The organism is Leuconostoc mesenteroides subsp. mesenteroides (assembly GCA_009676745.1).
Lineage (GTDB): Bacteria > Bacillota > Bacilli > Lactobacillales > Lactobacillaceae > Leuconostoc > Leuconostoc koreense.
The window spans coordinates 1,568,933-1,588,296 of sequence record CP046062.1 but is presented as its reverse complement, the minus strand read 5'-3'; the positions used below and the strand labels follow the sequence as shown (position 1 = coordinate 1,588,296).

Genomic DNA, 19,364 nt, shown 5'->3' with positions numbered 1-19,364 from the left:
GGCGTTGGTGGAACGGACAAACAATCGAGTGTCGAGTTTTATAACTCGGAAGTCAGGTGGAACCGCGCGTAAGCGTCCTGATGTCAACTATTTTGGCATCGGATGAACTTACACGTGGTTTTTTGATGCCGGTAAATATAATCAAACATCGACATTCTCTGTATTGAGTTGTTGATAAATGTTAAGGAAGAAAAATTATGACAAATGAGAAACTATCATTACAAGATATCATCTTGACCCTTCAGCAATATTGGGCTAAACAAGGTGCAAACTTAATGCAAGCATATGACAATGAAGTTGGGGCAGGAACACAGTCGCCATATACCTTTTTACGTGCGAATGGTCCTGAACCTTGGAATGCGGCTTATGTTCAACCTTCTCGTCGTCCAGCTGATGGCCGCTATGGTGATAATCCAAATCGTTTATTTCAACATCATCAGTTTCAAGTAGTGATGAAGCCTTCTCCTGAAAATATTCAAGAGCTTTACCTAGGATCTTTAGAAGCTTTGGGTATTAAAGCACTAGAACATGATATACGTTTCGTTGAAGATAACTGGGAAAATCCCTCTATGGGGGCTGCAGGAATTGGTTGGGAAGTCTGGCTAGATGGTATGGAAGTGACACAGTTTACTTATTTCCAACAAGTTGGTGGGATTGAAGTAGATTCTGTGACAGCAGAAGTGACTTATGGTCTAGAACGATTGGCCTCATACATTCAAGATGTACCGACGGTTTATGATCTTGAATGGGGTAATGGCGTGTTATACGGCGATATTTTCAAAGAACCAGAATATGAACATTCAAAGTACGCTTTTGAAGAATCAAACCAAGATATGCTGTTGCGTCACTTTGAAGAATTTGAAGCGGAAGCGACTCGTTTATTAGATCTGGGCTTGGTACATCCGGCTTATGATTATATTTTAAAATCATCACATACATTTAATCTCTTAGATGCACGTGGTACAGTTTCTGTCACAGAACGTGCAGGCTATTTACACCGTATTCGAACAATGGCTCGTAAAGTATCGAAAGTATTTATTGAAGAACGTGCTAAGCTTGGTTTTCCTTTGCTAAAGGATCAGACATTACGTGATAAGTATCTTGGTAAAAATGGTAAATATACCAAAGAAAATGCCTGATTGTAACAGCAATAAAATCAATATTGGAGAATAATTTATGTCAACATTTTTATTAGAAATTGGTCTTGAAGAAGTGCCAGCACATTTGGTCACAAGTTCAGAAAATCAATTAATTGAAAGAACAAAAAAATTTTTAGCTGAGCATCGCTTGACTGTCGGTGATATCAAGCCTTATTCAACGCCACGCCGGTTGGCTGTTGAATTAACTGATGTAGCGGAAAAATCAGAAAGTTTAAGTGAAGAAAAGCGTGGTCCGTCAATTGAAAGAGCAAAAGATGCCAATGGCGAGTGGACTAAAGCAGCAATGGGATTTGCACGCGGTCAAGGTGCAACACCAGATGACTTTGAAACAAGAGATGGTTATGTGTGGTTAACTAAGCATATTGAAGGTGTTCCTGCTAAGGATATTTTGGTCAAAATTGGTGCCGAGGTAGTTTCAGAGATGAAGTTCTCAACGTACATGAAGTGGGCAAATAATGCTTTCTTGTATGTGCGACCAATTCGTTGGCTTGTCGCTTTGTTTGGTGATGAAGTAGTAGATTTTCATGTATTAGATGTTCAGACTGGCCGTGTTACAAGAGGACACCGTTTTTTGTCAAATGAACATGTTGAAATTTCTTCTGCTGATGATTATGTAAGTACACTTGAATCAGCCAGTGTTATAGTTGATGCTGAGGCACGAAAAAATACAATTCGTTCGCAATTGACGTCAATTGCTAAACAAAATAATTGGTCATTAGAATTAGACACTGATGCGGCACAAGATTTGCTAGAAGAAGTTAATAATATTGTCGAATGGCCAACGGCATTTGCTGGTACTTTTGATAAAAAATATTTGGAAATTCCTGATGAAGTATTAATTACATCAATGCGTGAACATCAACGTTTCTTCTTTGTTACCAATCATGATGGGAAACTGTTGCCACACTTCTTGTCAGTGCGTAATGGTAATCGAGAGCATTTGGATAATGTTATTGCTGGTAATGAAAAGGTTTTGGTTGCTCGTCTTGAAGACGCAGAATTCTTTTACAAAGAAGACCAAACTAAAACGATTGATGACTACATGGAAAAGGTTAAAAAATTGGTTTTCCATGAAAAAATTGGTAGTGTTTATGAACATATGCAACGAACTGGCGTTTTGGCCCAGACAATAGCACAATCACTAGGCTTTGATGAACAACAATTATCCAACGTGAGCCGTGCAGCAGAAATCTATAAATTCGACTTAATGACCGGTATGGTCGGTGAATTTGACGAATTGCAGGGTATTATGGGTGAACACTACGCCAAACTATTTGGCGAGAATCCCGCAGTTGCTGAAGCGATTAAAGAGCACTACATGCCGACTTCAGCAACAGGGAAAATTGCTAAGTCTGACATAGGGGCTGTACTGGCAATCGCTGATAAACTAGACGCTATTGTAACTTTCTTTGCAGCTGACTTGATACCAAGTGGTTCAAATGACCCTTACGGACTACGTCGTGCAGCAACAGGTATCGTAAGAACATTACAGGGAAAAAATTGGCACGTTGCTTTGAAACCACTATTAACTAAGTTTACTCAGTCACAGGGAGAAGTTGCTGCGGCTGATATCACAGCTGTACTGGAGTTTATCTTAGATCGCGTGCGTAAGTTGACATTAGATGATGGTGTTCGCCAAGATTTGGTATCTGCAGGAGTTAGTCGCTCAGGAAATACTGACGTGGTCTACCTCATCAATCGTATTGATGTACTCGCTGCTCATAGTAAAGATAATGATTTTCGCGATGTGATTGAATCATTGACACGTGTTGATCGTTTGGCGGTGAAGCAATTAACCAATGATAGCGTAAATCCATCTCTATTTGAAAATGATGCTGAAAAGGAATTGTATCAGGCGACATATGCACTGAACTTGAGCCATTTAGTAAAAAATGGTGCTGACAAAGTGTATACAGCGTTGGCTGGGTTACAATCTCCTATTTCAACTTATTTTGAAGCTACAATGGTTAACGCTGAGGATACAGATGTTAAAAATAATCGTTATGCACAACTGAATGTTATTCATCGCTTTATTAGTGAATTGGGTGATTTAGAACAGATTGTCATTAAGTAGAATCATTGAATAACAGTTTGTCACTAGAAAGTAGGAGGTCATTATGTTGAATATTGCTTACGTTGGTTTTGGAAAAAGCACCAATCGATACCATTTACCTTACTTGAAGTTACGGCAAGATAAATTTCACGTGAGCCGTATAGTAACACCTACACTTGGTAGAAGGCCGTCAGATCAATCTGAGTTAGAAGCTACTGGTACTATATTTTCAACAGATATTAATGATATTATTGAAGATGAAGCCATCGACTTAGTGGTTGTTGTAACGCCCTCAGCTAGTCATTATAAGCTGACGAAGCAATTATTACTGGCTGGAAAAAATGTTATGGTTGACAAGCCAATGGCTGCTAATGATATTGAAGCTCGTGATTTGGTCAATATTGCTTATGATAAAAAGTTATTTTTAATGCCGTTTCAAAGTAGGCGATTTGATAGTGACTTTTTAACAGTCCAACGAGTCATTCAGAATGGGTATCTTGGTCGTTTAGTTGATCTTGAGGTTCATATGGACCATTATCGGCCAAATGACGGGCAATTGACTGGTAGTAAAATTGACGGATCACTATTTGGGCATGGGGTTCACTTGGCAGATCAAATTGTGAGCCTCTTTGGTGCACCCAATTCTGCAACTTACGATATACGTTCCACTCGATTATTGAACAGTCCTGTAGACGATCAAATTGAGATTAATCTTTTTTATCCACAAGCTTTTAAAGCAACTATTCAGACTACAGAATTAGCAACAATTCAATATCCAAAATGGCAATTGCGTGGTACACAAGGTACATTTATCAAGTATGAAGTTGATGAACAGGAAAACGATCTTAAAACTGGTGTTATGCCTGGAGACGCACGATTTGGCGTTGATACACCACAAAACTACGGACACTTAGTATATTACAACCAGAGTGGTGATCGCATTGATAAATATATACCTACTATTCAGGGTGATTATGGTAGAGTCTATGATTCTGTTTATAACACATTGGTCAAAGGAACACCAAAACTGGTTTCCGATGAATCGATGATTACTGTGATGAAGATACTGTCTGCAGGGTTGAAAGAAAAAGGACCGCACGTCGTTAAATTTTCATAAAAGTTAAAAGCTGGCAATAGCCTAGCTTTTTTATTTTGTTATCATAACGGCGTCTTTTTCGAAAAGTAAGGCAAGGCTTTATGGTAGAATTAAGTAGATAGAAAACTGAAAGAAAAAATGCCAAATTATGACAGAATTAAATTTGAATGAACTTAAAGAACGACAAAAACATATACGTAATTTTTCAATTGTTGCACACATTGACCACGGGAAATCAACTATTGCTGATCGTATCCTAGAACAGACACATACTGTCGCTGAACGCGACATGCAGAATCAGTTACTAGATACAATGGATTTAGAACGCGAACGTGGAATTACGATTAAACTGAATGCCGTCGAAGTTCATTACGACGCTAAAGATGGTGAAACCTATATTTTCCATCTGATTGATACACCAGGGCACGTTGACTTCTCCTATGAAGTGTCACGGGCGTTGGCCGCTGCTGAAGGAGCTATACTTGTTGTTGATGCTTCTCAAGGCGTTGAAGCCCAAACGTTAGCTAACGTTTATTTGGCCCTAGATAATGACTTGGAAATTTTACCTGTCATTAACAAAATTGATTTACCAGCGGCGGATGCTGAAAAGGTTCGTACGGAAATTGAGGATGTAATTGGTATTGATGCTTCAGAGGCAGTGTTAGCGTCAGCTAAACAAGGTATCGGTATTCCAGAACTACTTGAGAAAATTGTGACTGATTTACCTGCACCACACGGTGATATTGATGCACCACTACGTGCCTTGATTTTTGATTCAGCTTACGATGCTTATCGTGGTGTTGTTGTTAATATGCGTGTACGAGAAGGCATTGTAAAACCTGGTGACAAGGTTCGTATGATGAATACAGGCGCCGAATACGAGGTTACCGAAGTCGGTGTAATGTCTCCAAATGCCCAGAAACGCGATTACTTGATGGCAGGGGATGTTGGTTACTTAACAGCAGCTATTAAGGACATTCATACGACACATTCTGGGGATACTATCACCCTAGTAAATAATCCTGCCAGTGAACCATTGTCTGGATATCATCCAATGACCCCTATGGTTTATTCTGGTCTATATCCTTCAGACAATGCTAAGTACACGGATTTACGAGAAGCTTTGGAAAAACTACAACTCAATGATGCTGCGTTAACCTTTGAACCAGAAACCTCGCAAGCATTGGGATTTGGGTATCGCGTTGGCTTCTTAGGTTTGCTCCACATGGATGTCATTCAAGAGCGACTAGAACGCGAATTTGATTTAGACCTGGTGACGACTGCTCCTTCTGTTACTTATCGCGTGATAACTAATGATGAAGAAATTATAGAAATTGAAAATCCATCAGAAATGCCAGATACACCTAAAGTGAAATCCATTGAAGAGCCTTATGTTCATGCCCAAATTATGGTGCCTAATGATTACGTTGGTGCTGTTATGGAACTTGCGCAACGTAAACGTGGTGAATTTGACACAATGGAATATTTGGATGATACACGAGTTAATGTCAAGTATTATATACCGTTGTCAGAAATTATTTTCAATTTCTTTGATAAACTAAAATCTAGTACGCGCGGTTACGCTTCACTTGATTACGAGTTATCGTCCTACAGACAGTCCGACTTGGTCAAAATAGATATTCTGTTAAATAGCGAGAAAGTTGATGCCTTGAGTTTCATTGTTCATCGTGACTTTGCTGTAGAACGAGGACGGATTATTACTTCTAAACTGAAAGAGATTATTCCACGTCAAAACTTTGAAATCCCAGTTCAAGCAGCTATTGGTGCTAAAATACTAGCTCGTACAAACATTAAGGCTTACCGCAAAGATGTTACGGCTAAAATTCATACAGGTGATCCAGATCGTCGTGCAAAGTTACTCGACAAGCAGAAAAGGGGTAAGGCACGTATGAAGTCGGTTGGTTCAGTCGAAGTACCGCAAGAAGCTTTCATGGCGGTGCTTAAAACGGAGGACGATGCCCAATATGCCCGAGGAAACTAACACAAAGCGCTCTAGATTAGCACGAAATTTATCTCAACAGTCAAAGCCAACACATCGTAAAGCTATAATACTAACAGTCTGTTCAGTAATATTTATGCTATTAGTGGTTAGTATGACAGTTGCCAGAGTTGTCTTTAATTTTGATGGTATTTCCCAAGAAACACGCGTGAAAACCCTTCAAAAAGATGCAGCAGTTGCGTTACAATTTGGCCTGACAGGTCATTCTGATGACAAACGTACCAAACAAGTTGTACATTTAACAAATAAAGCGTGGCAAGCAGAAATTGCGACTAGTATTGGTAAAGCATTTAAGAGCAGCGCTAAAGTAGCAAATTCAGTTACTTTTGATGGTCATCATTATCAAAAGAAACAAGTCATAAATGATTTATCGCAACAATATGTAAAGACCTTACAACGTGATCGTAGCTATAAAATCACAAAAATAAAGTATGATCAATACCATAATGCGAAGATTCAATATCAAGTAACACCTATCGATTTACCTGCCGGTCAGAAAAAAGTTCAAAGTTATGTTGAAAAAGAATTACAAAAAAAATCTAATGAGGCAAGCAAATTATCCTCAGAGCAGTTGCGCTTAGTTGAGTATGCTATGATTGCTGAACACTGGCAGAGTGTTTTGAAAGATGACATGCCAACGTCAGCGACGAGGAATATGACAATAACAATGTTGTATACTCATGAGAATTTTAAACCAATTTACCAAGTATCGAAACAAACGCTGAATAATATTTTAAATAGTGGGTTATCAGAATGAATTTATTAGATAAAATAAAAAATATTTGGCCATTTGGTCAAAGTCATAAAATACGAGCCATTGGATTTGAAAAATCGTTGTTAATTGATCAACCAGAAGCTTTTGTGGAAAAGTTTATCCCTCGTCCACAACCAGATAAAGATGAATTATTAGTTAAAGTTTTGGCTAGTTCTGTTAATCCAGTGGATACAAAAATGAGAGCCAATTATGATCATGATGGTGTTTTTCGTATCGTAGGTTTTGATGCAGTTGGTGTAGTTGTAGACGTTGGCCAAGATGTTCAACATTTTAGTGCTGGTGACAAAGTTTACTATGCTGGATCACAATTGAAGGCGGGCTCCAACGCAGAACTTCAAGTTGTTCATGAAGCATTAGTCGGTCACGCCCCCGCTTCATTAAATGATGAAGAAATTGCGGCTATGCCATTAACATCAATTACAGCTTACGAAATCTTACATGATGCCTTGTGCTACGACTTTGAGGAAAATAGTGCTTTAGGGCACACGATTTTAATTGTGAATGGGGCTGGCGGTGTGGGATCTGTATTAATTCAATTAGCAAAGTATATCGGGATGACAGTCATTACTACAGCATCTCGCACAGAATCTGTTACTTGGGTTAAGTCGCTTGGTGCTGATTATATCCTAGATTATCATCAAGATTTGAACGAGCAATTGAGAAAGATTCAGCACGAGAAAGTTGATAATATTGCAATTTTGCAAGATACAGATTATTACTGGCCACTTGCAACATACGTTATTAAGCCATTTGGACGAATTGCATCAATTGTTGAAACGACAAATCCAATTGATATGGGACCTTTGAAAAACATTGGTGCACAGTTTAGCTGGGTCTTCATGTTTGCTAAGGGGAACTATGGTGTTAACATGCAGTCTCAAGGGGACGCATTGAATCTGGTAGCACATTTGCTTGATGAGAATAAAATCAAGACGACACTTTCCAAAACATATCACGGACTATCCGTAGAAAATATCCGTGCTGCTACTAAAGAAGTGGAAGCTGGACGAATGATTGGCAAAGTGGTGGTGAAGTATGATGAATAATAAATGGCAAGCAATCACTGTTGCGACGAACAATTATGGCATTGAGCTAGTTGCTGATATATTGATGTCAAGCGGTGCAGAAGGCGTGCAAATTATTGATGATATTTCACCAGTGACAGTGACAGCTTACTTTGAAGATGACGCATCTTTACCTCGCATTGTTAGTCAGATAAAAGAAAAGTTAAAAAATTTAATGACGCTTGGGGTTGATGCATCGCCTGCAACTGTTACATTAAATGGTGTCTCCCAATCAGATTGGGAAAACAATTGGAAACAATATTACCACGCGACTCGCATAACAAGACACATTACTGTTGTACCCTCATGGGAAAACTTTGTTGCAGCCCAAAAGAATGAATATCCAATTATTATGGATCCTAAGCTAGCTTTTGGAACTGGTGTTCACGAGACAACAAGATTAATGATTCAAGCGCTAGAAACTGTCGTTCGGGGTGGAGAAAGTATGATAGACGTCGGTACGGGTTCAGGAGTACTATCTGTCGCTGCAAAACAATTAGGTGTAGCAGACATTTTAGCAACAGATATTGATGAGATGGCAGTGAACGTTGCTAAAGAAAATTTAGCATTAAACCCAGTGGCCAATGATGTTACAGTGATAGCTAGTGATTTACTGGAGTCAATTACTATTGATAAACCTGTAGACTTGATTGTTGCTAATATTCTGGCTGACGTTATCGAACGCCTTATTCCACAGACGTGGTCAAAACTTAATCAAGGTGGCTACTTCTTGGTTTCAGGAATCTATGATGACATTTCAGGATTAATTGAACAACAGTTACAGCAAGTAGGATATAAAATTTTTCAACATACAACAATGGGTGATTGGCATGCATTCATTGCAAAAAAGGATTCTAAATAATGCAACGCTATTTTCTAAATGAACCAATTAGCGATACGATTCGCTTGACAGCTAATAATGATATTTTTAAGCACTTTGGTAAAGTTTTACGAGCTCGAGTGGGTTCCAAAGCTGAATTTGTTAGTAATAACTTGGAAATTTGCCTTGGAGAAGTTATTTTAATTGATTCCGAGGTAATCGATATTCAAGTGATTGATCGATATTACTCAAATGTTGAGTTACCGATTGACGTAACACTCATTGTGTCTCCTCTAAAGAATGATCGTTCTGATTGGTTTATCCAAAAAGCAACAGAGCTCGGTGTCAAAACAATCGTTTTTACTTCGATGCAGCGTACAGTTGCTGATTGGCAAAAGCAACAAGAAAAGAAAGTTAAAAGATTTAATAAAATAGCGCAAGCTGCAGCAGAGCAGGCACATCGGTTGGTTATTCCAGAAATTATTTTTGCTACGTGGCAAGATACTATCAAAATGCCAAAAAACACCGGACTTGTTGCTTGGGAAGAATCAGCTCGTGATGGAGAAAGCGCAGCGCTGGTGGCGGCTATTTCTGCTGTTCCCGCTGGAGAAAAAATTGCTTGTGTATTCGGCCCTGAAGGCGGTCTAACAGACAATGAAATTACGGAATTGAGAATGCGGAATTTTAAGTTAGCTGGATTGGGTCCTCGAATATTGAGAGCTGAAACCGCGCCACTCTATGTAATGTCGGCGGTTAGCGTATTGCGTGAACTAAATTAATTCGTTATAATATAATAAATAAATGAGATAACTATAGGTGGTGAAATAATGCTGAAGATATTCAAAAAATACTACGGGTATCAGTGGCTTGCTGCGTTTTTACTTGGTTTGCTACTACCATTTATCGGTAAGTTACTTAGCATGAGTGGGTTACACAAGGTTATCTGGTTTTATCTGGTCATTAATGGTCTTTATACTTTATATCTTGGGTATAGTGTGCGTAAGCGTGGACTGTCGCCTCTCATTTTACTTGCTTTGCCTGCAGTATTCTCAGGAATTTCAACAGCATCACTTCATTTGGTATCTCATCAGTATGGATTTTATTTTGGACTAATGTATATCGTACTGAGTTTATTTACCTTTTTCGGAGATACACGCGATGATCCAGATGAAAATCAAATTCCAGTTGAAAATGGATTTCATGATTTAAAAAGTGAGACAAAGAATAGCGGACAAGTTTCAGTTGATGGTAACTGAGAAGTATAAATAGTATTAGTAATAACTAGAAAAAGTGCGATATTTCGCACTTTTTCTGTTACACTGGTATAGGATATTTTACATTTGTGTTTAATGATTGTTATTCAAAGTATACATATATTAATAAATACTGAGGAGATCATTTTACATTACTTAATTGGAGGATTTTACATTGATTACAGTTTCAGATATGGGTTTTAGTTTCTCAGGCCCTAAGATTTATCAAGATGTTAACTTGAAATTAACACCCGGTAATACTTATGGTATTATTGGTGCTAATGGTGCTGGTAAGTCTACTTTTTTGAAGTTATTGCAAGGAGAGCTACAACCAACTGAAGGAACCATTTCAATCGGTGACAACGAGAGAATGTCATCCTTGCAACAAGATCACTTTGCGTTTGATCAATTTACGGTTTTAGATACAGTGATTCAAGGTCATAAGCGATTGTACGAAGTTAAAACTGAGATGAATGCTATCTATGCTAAGCCAGACTTTAATGATGAAGACGGTGTGCGTGTTGCTGATTTAGGTGCAGAATTTGAAGAACTAGATGGTTGGAATGCTGAAGTTGAGGCGGGTCAATTGTTGAGCAAACTTGGTATTAATGATAATTTTTACGATACCTTAATGAGTGAGCTAACTGAAAATGATAAGGTGAAAGTTCTGCTTGCACAGGCATTGTTCGGTAATCCAGACATTTTGATTTTAGACGAGCCAACTAACGGGTTAGATGTACAAACAATTAACTGGTTAGAAGACTTTCTTGCTGATTTTCCGAACTTAGTGATTGTTGTTTCTCATGATCGTCATTTTTTGAATGCCGTTTCAACTAATATTTTGGATGTTGATTTTGGAAAAATAACACCCTTTGTTGGAAACTATGATTTTTGGCGTGAATCATCTGAATTAGCTCAACGTTTAGCTTCTCAACAAAATGCTAAGAAGGAAGAACAAATTAAACAATTGCAAGATTTCGTAGCTCGATTTTCAGCCAATGCTTCAAAGTCAAAACAGGCTACAGCACGAAAAAAGCAATTAGATAAAATTACTTTAGATGATATCAAACCTTCATCAAGAAAATACCCATTTATTAATTTCCCCATGAATCGTGAACTTGGGAATGATATGGTTCGCGTTGAAAATGTTTCAAAAACAATTGACGGCGAAAAAGTATTAGATAATATTTCTTTTATTGGTCGACCAAACGATAAAATTGCTATTTTATCACGTTCAGATTTAGCAACAACTACATTGATGCAAATCATAGCAGGTACGATGGCACCGGATGAAGGTACCGTTTCTTGGGGTGTTACAACATCACAGTCATATATTGCTAAAGATTTGAATGATAACTTCGATAACCAAGATGTAACTATCTTGGATTGGTTGCGCGATTTTGCCGAAGAAGATGAGAAAGATAACACAAGTTTACGTGGTATGCTTGGACAAATGCTGTTCCGTGGTGATGATTCCTTAAAACAGATTAATGTATTATCAGGAGGCGAGAAAGTCCGTATTGTTTTGGCGAAGATGATGTTGCTCAAGGCTAATGTGCTATTGATGGATGACCCAACCAATCATTTGGATTTGGAATCTATTCAATCCCTAAATGATGCGGTAATTGCATTCAAGGGTTCAATTATTATGACATCACACGATCATGAATTCTTAGCAACTACAGCAAATCATATTGTTGAAGTATCCCCAAAGGGAGTTGTTGATCGCGTTGATACGACGTATGATGAATTTATTAATAATGATAGCATTCAGGACAAAGTAAATGAACTTTACTAATCAATTGAATTAATGAGCTGACGCAAAATCATAATTTGTAGCATGTTATGAATTTTAAGTGTCGACTTATTAATTCTTTTTTGATATTTGCTACAACGAAACAGGAGATCAATAGAATGTCAATTGGAATTGATAAATTATCATTTTACACGACTGAATATGTATTAGATTTGGTAGAATTAGCTCGACACCGTGGTGTAGATCCAAATAAGTATACTATTGGCATAGGTCAAGATAAACAATCGGTGATACCGAATTATGAAGATGTTGTTACAATGGGTGCCAATGCAGCTGTAAAAATTATTGATGATGATGATCGTCAGCAGATTGATTTAATTATTTTTGCTACTGAATCTGGCATCGATAACTCGAAATCAAGTGCGTTATATGTTCAAAAATTACTTAATCTATCTGAATTTTCGCGAACAATCGAGATTAAACAAGCTTGCTATGCGGGAACATTAGGACTAATGCAGGCCCGAGATTACGTTGCAAATCATTCCGGTAAACGAGTTTTAGTTATCGCATCAGACATTGCTAGATACGGATTAAATACACCTGGTGAAGTGACCCAAGGGGGTGGAGCTGTTGCCATGATTATTTCAGAAAGCCCACACATTGCAGCTATTAATTCTGATTCAGTTTATATGAGCCGAGATGTCGCAGATTTTTGGCGACCTATTGATAGAACGGAAGCCATAGTGGATGGCCATCTATCAACAGATGTCTATAAGGAAATGTTTTTGATACTATGGCAGCGATATAAGGAGCAATCTGGTAGGAAAATCACTGATTTTGCAGGTTTTGCTTTCCATCTACCATATACCAAAATGGGTAAAAAAGCTTTTGATCAAATTATAGATGAGGCAGATGAAATAACGCAAAAACGTTTATTAAACAACCTAAATGCAAGTCAAAAGTTTAGTCGAGAAGTAGGGAATTTGTACACTGGCTCTGTATATTTAAGCTTGTTATCATTATTAAGTTACGCACAAGATTTAGTTGCAGGAGAGCAGTTAGCCATATTTAGTTATGGTTCAGGCGCTGAGGCCGAACTTTATTCTATGACATTACAAGAAAATTTCTTTAAATATGTCCCAGCAAAAGACACTAAAGATGAATTAGCTGATCGGAAAAAAGTATCTGTGGATCAATACGAACAAATATTTAATTCACAACTTCTTGATTCACATGAGAACGTTGTATCTGACTATACCGATTCAGATCGTTTTCAATTTTTAGGTTGGAAAAATGGTGGAAGACAATATAAATAAAAAATGAAGAGATGCCTGTGCATCTCTTCATTTTGCGATAGAACTGATTTCAGTACCATCTTTTGCCGCAAACAACACCTTATTACTATCATTAACACCCATTAGTTCAAAAGTGTATCCTGTTTGAAAGGATTTTTTGATGTTTTTTGACGTTTCTAAAAGTGAATCAGTGAAATTCGACCAGTGTGCTTCTTCTGCTAGACTTGGGTCTGTCTCTATTTGACCAACCGACTTTGATAAATCTGAATCAGTGTAGAGTTTGAGCTGGAAAGTTTTGGTATCAGTATTAAAAGTGACGTCGCCAATTTTGCTATAAGCTGTGTCCAGTTTCTGAGTGAGCTCTTGCTCTTTTAATTTGAGTTGTTCCTGCTGTTGTTTCATTGTAGCATCGGATATTACAGTCGTATTGCCATTTTCCAAATTTGATTGTGAATGAGCTTGTTGTGCCTTGATTGGATTTTTTGAATTTGCCTGGGCAATATTATTCTTTTGTATCTTTTGTATTACTGCTGGTAATTGAAAACCAGAAAAAATTGTACCACTAATACATAATATAGAGAATATAAGTGGTACCAGCAATGTCCCATACCGCTGCTTATTTTGTATCGTAAAACTGACAAACAATATACTTAACAAAAACAAAATGATGAATAAAAATATCATTCTCTTAGCCCCCTTATTTTGAAAAAGAAAAAGCGCTTAACTGATGAAGCGTGTCCCGGCACGGTATCACCATTATAGCTAAGCGCTTGCAATATCATTATATCTAAAATAATTGTCTGTTTCAAGTATCAAGGAACTACTAATCAATCATTTTGCGAAACGTTATTCATTTAGAAATTTTATACCTTTAGGCCGATTAATCTTACCAAAAGGTGTGTTATACTAATAGCATTAAATAATATTGGAGTTTAAAATGTCAAAAAATGTTTACCTTGCGAGTCCATTCTTCGATAAAGAGCAAATCGATCGTGTTGAGCGTGTTGAAAAAGCTTTAGCCGCCAATAAAACATTAAGCTCAATTTTTTCACCACGTAAACACCAACATGAAGAATTTGAAATGTTTGGTCCAGAGTGGCGTGTAGCAACCTTTAATGGTGATGTTGAGGCAATTAAACAAGCTGATGTCATGGTAGCGGTTATTGATTATGTTGGGCAGGAAGTAGATCCGGGAACTGCTTGGGAATTTGGTTATGCAGTAGCTAAAAACATTCCGGTAATCGTTGTGAAAGAAAAAGCTGGTGCAGTAAATCTAATGATGGGAATGCCATTAACAGCCTACATCACGGATATCTCAGATTTGGAGACTTATGACTTTGATACGACGCCAAAGATTGAATTTAGTGGTGAAATCTTTTAGTTTTCAAGAGTGCACTGGAAGTTTTTCTTCAGAACAAAAGATGTGATGTTATTTAGACGTTATTTGTCAAGCGTTTGATAACAGCGATTTAAACGTATATTGAATAGATAATAAAACGAATAAAAAAAGATCTATCCTATTAATTATTCGTTTTTGCGAGATAGTTTGCTATATAATCTGGTATAATATTGTAAGTAAATTTTAATGGAGAATTTGTATGACTATGAGTAAAGCAGTTGTAACAGTTGTTGGTAAAGATAAACCGGGAATTATTGCTGGGGTGGCTAACACGTTAGCAGATCATAATATCAACATTTTAGATGTTTCTCAAACAATTATGGGGGATATTTTCACGATGAGTATGCTAATTAATTTAGAAGAATTAGAAGGGCAATTCAATGTGTTGCAAGATGATTTGAATAAGTTAGGAACTAATTTAGGTGTCACTATTCATACACAACGTGAAGAAATATTTGATGCGATGAGTAGAGTTTAATATTTGTAGCTAATCTGCTAACAACTTACAAATAGAATCATCTGGAGAAGTCATGGAAACAAAGCAAATACAAGAAACAATCAACATGGTCGAGGAAGAACACCTTGATATCCGTACAGTTACAATGGGTATTTCATTGCTCGACACAGTCGCAGGTGATCCACAACAAACTGCAAAAAATATATATATAAAAGTTACAACATATGCAAAAGACTTGATAAAAGTTGCTGAGCAAATTGAACGTGAATACGGTATTCCAATCACAAACAAACGTATCAGTGTAACACCAATTGCTTTGATTGCAGGTCATGCAACACCGGATGACATGCTTTATTACGCACATGCCTTGGATGATGCAGCTAAAGCAGTGGGTGTTGATTTCATTGGCGGTTATTCAGCATTGGTCCAAAAGGGTTTTGCCAATGGGGATTTGGCATTAATCAAATCATTACCGCGTGCGCTAACAGAAACTGATTTAGTGATGTCGAGTGTTAATATTGGTTCAACTAAAGCAGGCATAAATCTTGATGCAATTAAATTGATGGGTGAAACCGTTAAAGGAATTTCTGAAAAATCTGATACAGCTAATGCTAAGCTAGTTATTTTTGCAAATGCTGTCGAAGATAATCCTTTCATGGCTGGCGCCTTTCACGGTGTCAGTGAAGCTGATGTTGTCATTAACGTTGGTGTTTCTGGCCCTGGCGTTGTAAAACGTGCACTGGAAAAAGTAAAAGGCGAATCCATTCAAGTAGTTGCCGAAACTGTCAAAAAAACAGCTTTCAAAATTACGCGTGTTGGACAAATGGTTGGTGCATTAGCGGCTGAACGACTTGGAGTTGAATTTGGAATTGTCGATTTGAGTTTGGCGCCTACACCTGCACGAGGTGATTCTGTGGCTGAAGTACTTGAAGAAATCGGTCTTGAACAAGTGGGGACGCACGGAACTACAGCTGCACTAATGCTATTGAATGATGCTGTTAAAAAGGGTGGTGTCATGGCTTCCCAACGCGTTGGAGGTCTATCTGGTGCGTTTATTCCAGTTTCTGAGGATGCTGGTATGATTGATGCAGCAAAAGCAGGCACATTGACTTTATCAAAGCTTGAAGCAATGACTGCTGTGTGTTCGGTTGGATTGGATATGATTGCTATTCCCGGAGATACTAGTGCAACAACAATTAGTGCGATGATTGCTGATGAAGCTGCTATTGGTGTACAAAATAATAAAACTACGGCTGTCCGTATTTTGCCGACTTTGGGCACAAAGGTTGGTGATATGGTTGATTATGGGGGCTTGTTAGGTACTGCTCCAGTTATGCCAGTTGTAGAAAAGTCAAGTGCAGACTTTATCAATCGTGGTGGTCACATTCCAGCACCAATCCATTCGTTTAAAAACTAATAAAAAAGTTGCGATAAAAATCATCGCAACTTTTTTATTTTGTATTTTTAGATTGGTGTGTCCGTGTTTCAGTAATTGGATGTTGATTTGTGGAAACGGCCTTAGAAAACATAATCGCAATATAAACTAACAAAATTAGAATAATGACAGTAGATAACACACGAAGTGGGTGATAGAAGAAGTTTTTAACATAATATGAAATGGTAAAATGCTTTTTTTGCGGTGTTGCACTCTCCGTAATTGAGGCTTCTAAGGCATAGGCGAAGCTGTTTGTGTCAACGGCTCTGGCTGTTGATTCATAAGGAACAATAGAAATTTCACGTGTTTTGGCTAACTTAGCTATTCGTTTACGTCGGTCATCTCGATTTTTTAAGACATTTTTTCGGAAATTAGCAATATTAACCATTGCCTTGTTTTGTAATTTCATTACGTGATCACGTAATTGCTCTATGGGGCTATATATTGGTACTTTCATATTTAATCTCCATATCTTCAACGTTAATTGTAAGTCTTAACTTTACTATACGACATCTTAAGGTAAATTTGGGTGAGTTTATATGATTGCAAACAAATTTAATTGTTCTTAATCTTTTCAATAGATAGTATAATGAAGGTATGACAACACGTGAAGAACAACTTTATCATGATTATTTAGAATCAGAACGCCAATATTCACCGCAAACTCTGAAAGCTTATCTGACAGATATAGCTGAATTTAAGAACTATTTACATGAAAATGGTGGATTTACAAAATTTAAAGACATTCAAGCTTTAGATGTACGTGTCTATTTGAATGATTTATATGAAAAAAAGTTGGCACGTGCAACGATTTCAAGAAAGATTAGCAGTTTGCGCATGTTTTACCAATTTTTAATTACTAATCACTTTGCTATTGATAATCCATTTGATAGTGTCTCATTAAAGAAACATCAGAATCAATTGCCAGAATTTTTTTACGAAGATGAACTGCATGAACTTTTTGAGGTGGCTTACAATCATGAAAATTATTTATGGGAGCGTAATGCGGCTTTACTTGAATTTTTGTATGCTACTGGCATAAGAGTAGCTGAAATTGCTGGACTGACATTATCCCAGCTAGATTTTTCACAGCGTTTGGTGCTCATTCATGGTAAAGGAAATAAAGATCGTTATGTACCTTTTGGGCATTTTGCTGAAAATATAATGAAAGAATACATTACAGATTTACGTGCATCATTAACGGTAAATCAAGAACATGAATATGTATTTGTAAACCATCGTGGCGAACCAATTACACCGGCAGGTATTACCTACATTTTAAACCAAATGATGAAACATTCTGAACTGACCGGTAAAATTCATCCACACATGTTGCGTCATACTTTTGCGACACATTTAATTAATCGTGGGGCAGATATGAGAACGGTTCAGGAACTTTTAGGCCATGTTAATTTGTCAACGACGCAAATGTATACTCACGTGACGCGAGAAAGTTTACAAAAAAATTATCAAAATTTCTTTCCGCGAGCCAATAAGTAAACGGTTACAAAAATCCTTTATTAAACGCTTCACAAATCTAAGAAAAGATAGTAAAATAAAAGTTATGATAACGCTAGAAAATAAACACCTCATTGTAAAAATTAACCCAGAAGGCGCTGAATTGACAAGTGTCTGGCATAAAAATGCTGAGTTAGAGTATATATGGACTGCAGACCCTAAATATTGGGGACGACATGCTTCAAATTTGTTCCCTATCGTGGGTCGATTACGTGGTGATCAATTTAGAGTTGCAGGCGAGACATATTATATGAACCAACATGGTTTTGCACGCAACATGCTATTTGATGTTGTTGAACAGAGCGACAATAAAGCTGTTTTTCGTATTGTTGATTCTGAGTCAACGCAACGTGTTTATCCTTTTAAGTTTCAATTAGATATCAGTTATGAATTAACAGAGGATGACACATTACATATTGCTTATATTGTACATAATCCCGATAAGGAAGAAACCTTATTCTTTAGTGTCGGTGGGCATCCAGCTTTTAATTTACCACTTGATGGCGGAAAGTTTTCAGACTACTATCTGTCAATTGAACCTGAAAAAATATATGATCGTGTGCGCCTAGTCGGACCGTATTCTAATCCAAACCACCCTACGCCCTTTAATGCTAGTATTCCGCTACGCTTGCGTCAAGAAGACTATCATGATGATGCGATTATTTTGAAACTCAATCGACAAAAAACATCGTTTTTGTTGGCTCGTTTGGCTAATCAGCATGGATTGCGTATGACACTAGATAACGCACAATTTATTGGTGTTTGGACACCTGCTGGTAAACAAGCACCATTTATTGCGCTTGAACCATGGTGGGGTCTGGCTGATACGGTAGATGCAACAGGCAACTTTAAAGAGAAATTTGGTTCGAATGTGTTAGCTGCTGGTGATACATTTAACGGTACCTATAGCTTACAATTTTTCTAATAAAAACATTGATACACTGGTATTAATGCTTTTTTATTAGAATTAAGAAAAAAGGTTGCATTATCTGCCATAATGTTTTAAACTAATAGTAATTTAAAAACGTCATAAACTGATGAGACGGAGATCAAACCATGTGTGCACGTAAAGGGAGCCCTTGTTACTGGAAGTAGGGCCGAACGCAGCATGGCAAATGGACCGTTGAGGGTTGGTTGAACGAGAGCAATCTCAAGTACTGCCAAACGTAAGATCCACGTAAGTGATCAGGTTATTGTTAGATAACTGTTGAGACGCGTTTTAACTCGAGTGGGATTTTTGAGTACCATTTGATTTAAACGAAA

Annotated in this window: 18 protein-coding genes; 16 read left to right on the top strand and 2 right to left on the bottom strand. The window is 37.4% G+C overall.

The features are described 5' to 3' along the window. Nucleotides 1-197 precede the first annotated feature (197 nt). The 11 genes from glyQ to GJV51_07855 all read left to right on the top strand — a co-directional run bounded on the left by glyQ (nucleotide 198) and on the right by GJV51_07855 (nucleotide 13,313). The gene (gene glyQ, locus GJV51_07905) at nucleotides 198-1,139 is read left to right on the top strand and encodes a glycine--tRNA ligase subunit alpha (protein QGM25903.1); all 942 of its coding nucleotides are present in this window, start codon (nucleotides 198-200) and stop codon (nucleotides 1,137-1,139) included. Nucleotides 1,140-1,176: 37 nt separating this feature from the next. Beyond that, nucleotides 1,177-3,234, top strand: a complete 2,058-nt coding sequence (locus GJV51_07900; protein QGM25902.1) for a glycine--tRNA ligase subunit beta — start codon at nucleotides 1,177-1,179, stop codon at nucleotides 3,232-3,234. Nucleotides 3,235-3,277: 43 nt separating this feature from the next. After that, entirely contained in the window at nucleotides 3,278-4,330 is a 1,053-nt protein-coding gene (locus GJV51_07895) for an oxidoreductase (GenBank protein QGM25901.1), read from the top strand. A gap of 127 nt (nucleotides 4,331-4,457) precedes the next feature. Beyond that, entirely contained in the window at nucleotides 4,458-6,311 is a 1,854-nt protein-coding gene (gene lepA, locus GJV51_07890; GenBank protein ID QGM25900.1) for an elongation factor 4, read from the top strand. Then, a complete protein-coding gene (locus GJV51_07885) occupies nucleotides 6,295-7,086 on the top strand; it encodes a GTP-binding protein (GenBank protein ID QGM25899.1) in 792 nt (263 codons plus the stop codon). Before lepA ends, GJV51_07885 begins: the two co-directional genes overlap by 17 nt. Continuing rightward, entirely contained in the window at nucleotides 7,083-8,150 is a 1,068-nt protein-coding gene (locus GJV51_07880) for a zinc-binding alcohol dehydrogenase family protein (GenBank protein QGM25898.1), read from the top strand. Before GJV51_07885 ends, GJV51_07880 begins: the two co-directional genes overlap by 4 nt. After that, complete coding sequence (prmA, locus tag GJV51_07875) at nucleotides 8,140-9,030, top strand: 50S ribosomal protein L11 methyltransferase (protein ID QGM25897.1); 891 nt, start codon at nucleotides 8,140-8,142, stop codon at nucleotides 9,028-9,030. The genes GJV51_07880 and prmA overlap by 11 nt, the downstream gene beginning before the upstream one ends. Then, nucleotides 9,030-9,767, top strand: a complete 738-nt coding sequence (locus tag GJV51_07870; GenBank protein ID QGM25896.1) for an RsmE family RNA methyltransferase — start codon at nucleotides 9,030-9,032, stop codon at nucleotides 9,765-9,767. Before prmA ends, GJV51_07870 begins: the two co-directional genes overlap by 1 nt. 48 nt (nucleotides 9,768-9,815) lie before the next feature. Further along, on the top strand, nucleotides 9,816-10,244 hold the full coding sequence (locus GJV51_07865; protein QGM25895.1) for a hypothetical protein: 429 nt from the start codon (nucleotides 9,816-9,818) through the stop codon (nucleotides 10,242-10,244). Between the two features lie 172 nt (nucleotides 10,245-10,416). Further along, nucleotides 10,417-12,039: an ATP-binding cassette domain-containing protein gene (locus GJV51_07860; GenBank protein ID QGM25894.1), complete on the top strand. Its 1,623-nt coding sequence runs from the start codon at nucleotides 10,417-10,419 to the stop codon at nucleotides 12,037-12,039. Between the two features lie 116 nt (nucleotides 12,040-12,155). Then, nucleotides 12,156-13,313, top strand: coding sequence for a hydroxymethylglutaryl-CoA synthase (locus GJV51_07855; GenBank protein ID QGM25893.1), 1,158 nt, complete (start codon nucleotides 12,156-12,158; stop codon nucleotides 13,311-13,313). Nucleotides 13,314-13,340: 27 nt separating this feature from the next. Here the strand turns inward: GJV51_07855 and GJV51_07850 are convergent, their stop codons facing one another. Then, nucleotides 13,341-13,976: a hypothetical protein gene (locus GJV51_07850; GenBank protein QGM25892.1), complete on the bottom strand. Its 636-nt coding sequence runs from the start codon at nucleotides 13,974-13,976 to the stop codon at nucleotides 13,341-13,343. 253 nt (nucleotides 13,977-14,229) lie between these two features. Between GJV51_07850 and GJV51_07845 the strand changes: the two genes are divergently transcribed. From GJV51_07845 to GJV51_07835, 3 genes are all read left to right on the top strand, one after another. After that, nucleotides 14,230-14,673, top strand: coding sequence for a nucleoside 2-deoxyribosyltransferase (locus tag GJV51_07845; GenBank protein ID QGM25891.1), 444 nt, complete (start codon nucleotides 14,230-14,232; stop codon nucleotides 14,671-14,673). 223 nt (nucleotides 14,674-14,896) lie between these two features. After that, on the top strand, nucleotides 14,897-15,169 hold the full coding sequence (locus GJV51_07840; GenBank protein ID QGM25890.1) for an ACT domain-containing protein: 273 nt from the start codon (nucleotides 14,897-14,899) through the stop codon (nucleotides 15,167-15,169). 52 nt (nucleotides 15,170-15,221) lie between these two features. Further along, on the top strand, nucleotides 15,222-16,565 hold the full coding sequence (locus tag GJV51_07835) for a DUF711 family protein (protein ID QGM25889.1): 1,344 nt from the start codon (nucleotides 15,222-15,224) through the stop codon (nucleotides 16,563-16,565). A gap of 34 nt (nucleotides 16,566-16,599) precedes the next feature. Here GJV51_07835 and GJV51_07830 read toward each other — a convergent pair whose 3' ends face one another. After that, a complete protein-coding gene (locus GJV51_07830) occupies nucleotides 16,600-17,040 on the bottom strand; it encodes a hypothetical protein (GenBank protein QGM25888.1) in 441 nt (146 codons plus the stop codon). A 140-nt stretch (nucleotides 17,041-17,180) separates the two neighbouring features. Here GJV51_07830 and xerC point away from each other — a divergent pair, with 140 nt between their 5' ends. Together xerC and GJV51_07820 are read left to right on the top strand one after the other, a co-directional pair. After that, nucleotides 17,181-18,083: a tyrosine recombinase XerC gene (gene xerC / locus GJV51_07825; protein ID QGM25887.1), complete on the top strand. Its 903-nt coding sequence runs from the start codon at nucleotides 17,181-17,183 to the stop codon at nucleotides 18,081-18,083. Between the two features lie 64 nt (nucleotides 18,084-18,147). Continuing rightward, the gene (locus GJV51_07820) at nucleotides 18,148-19,026 is read left to right on the top strand and encodes an aldose 1-epimerase family protein (GenBank protein ID QGM25886.1); all 879 of its coding nucleotides are present in this window, start codon (nucleotides 18,148-18,150) and stop codon (nucleotides 19,024-19,026) included. Nucleotides 19,027-19,364 lie beyond the last annotated feature (338 nt).

What these genes read in the sequence shown, in the direction of transcription:
- glyQ (QGM25903.1), top strand. Translation starts at nt 198, where the DNA reads ATGACAAATGAGAAACTATCATTACAAGATATCATCTTGACCCTTCAG.
- GJV51_07900 (QGM25902.1), top strand. Translation starts at nt 1,177, where the DNA reads ATGTCAACATTTTTATTAGAAATTGGTCTTGAAGAAGTGCCAGCACAT.
- GJV51_07895 (QGM25901.1), top strand. Translation starts at nt 3,278, where the DNA reads ATGTTGAATATTGCTTACGTTGGTTTTGGAAAAAGCACCAATCGATAC.
- lepA (QGM25900.1), top strand. Translation starts at nt 4,458, where the DNA reads ATGACAGAATTAAATTTGAATGAACTTAAAGAACGACAAAAACATATA.
- GJV51_07885 (QGM25899.1), top strand. Translation starts at nt 6,295, where the DNA reads ATGCCCGAGGAAACTAACACAAAGCGCTCTAGATTAGCACGAAATTTA.
- GJV51_07880 (QGM25898.1), top strand. Translation starts at nt 7,083, where the DNA reads ATGAATTTATTAGATAAAATAAAAAATATTTGGCCATTTGGTCAAAGT.
- prmA (QGM25897.1), top strand. Translation starts at nt 8,140, where the DNA reads ATGATGAATAATAAATGGCAAGCAATCACTGTTGCGACGAACAATTAT.
- GJV51_07870 (QGM25896.1), top strand. Translation starts at nt 9,030, where the DNA reads ATGCAACGCTATTTTCTAAATGAACCAATTAGCGATACGATTCGCTTG.
- GJV51_07865 (QGM25895.1), top strand. Translation starts at nt 9,816, where the DNA reads ATGCTGAAGATATTCAAAAAATACTACGGGTATCAGTGGCTTGCTGCG.
- GJV51_07855 (QGM25893.1), top strand. Translation starts at nt 12,156, where the DNA reads ATGTCAATTGGAATTGATAAATTATCATTTTACACGACTGAATATGTA.
- GJV51_07850 (QGM25892.1), bottom strand. Translation starts at nt 13,976, where the DNA reads ATGATATTTTTATTCATCATTTTGTTTTTGTTAAGTATATTGTTTGTC.
- GJV51_07845 (QGM25891.1), top strand. Translation starts at nt 14,230, where the DNA reads ATGTCAAAAAATGTTTACCTTGCGAGTCCATTCTTCGATAAAGAGCAA.
- GJV51_07840 (QGM25890.1), top strand. Translation starts at nt 14,897, where the DNA reads ATGAGTAAAGCAGTTGTAACAGTTGTTGGTAAAGATAAACCGGGAATT.
- GJV51_07835 (QGM25889.1), top strand. Translation starts at nt 15,222, where the DNA reads ATGGAAACAAAGCAAATACAAGAAACAATCAACATGGTCGAGGAAGAA.
- GJV51_07830 (QGM25888.1), bottom strand. Translation starts at nt 17,040, where the DNA reads ATGAAAGTACCAATATATAGCCCCATAGAGCAATTACGTGATCACGTA.
- xerC (QGM25887.1), top strand. Translation starts at nt 17,181, where the DNA reads ATGACAACACGTGAAGAACAACTTTATCATGATTATTTAGAATCAGAA.
- GJV51_07820 (QGM25886.1), top strand. Translation starts at nt 18,148, where the DNA reads ATGATAACGCTAGAAAATAAACACCTCATTGTAAAAATTAACCCAGAA.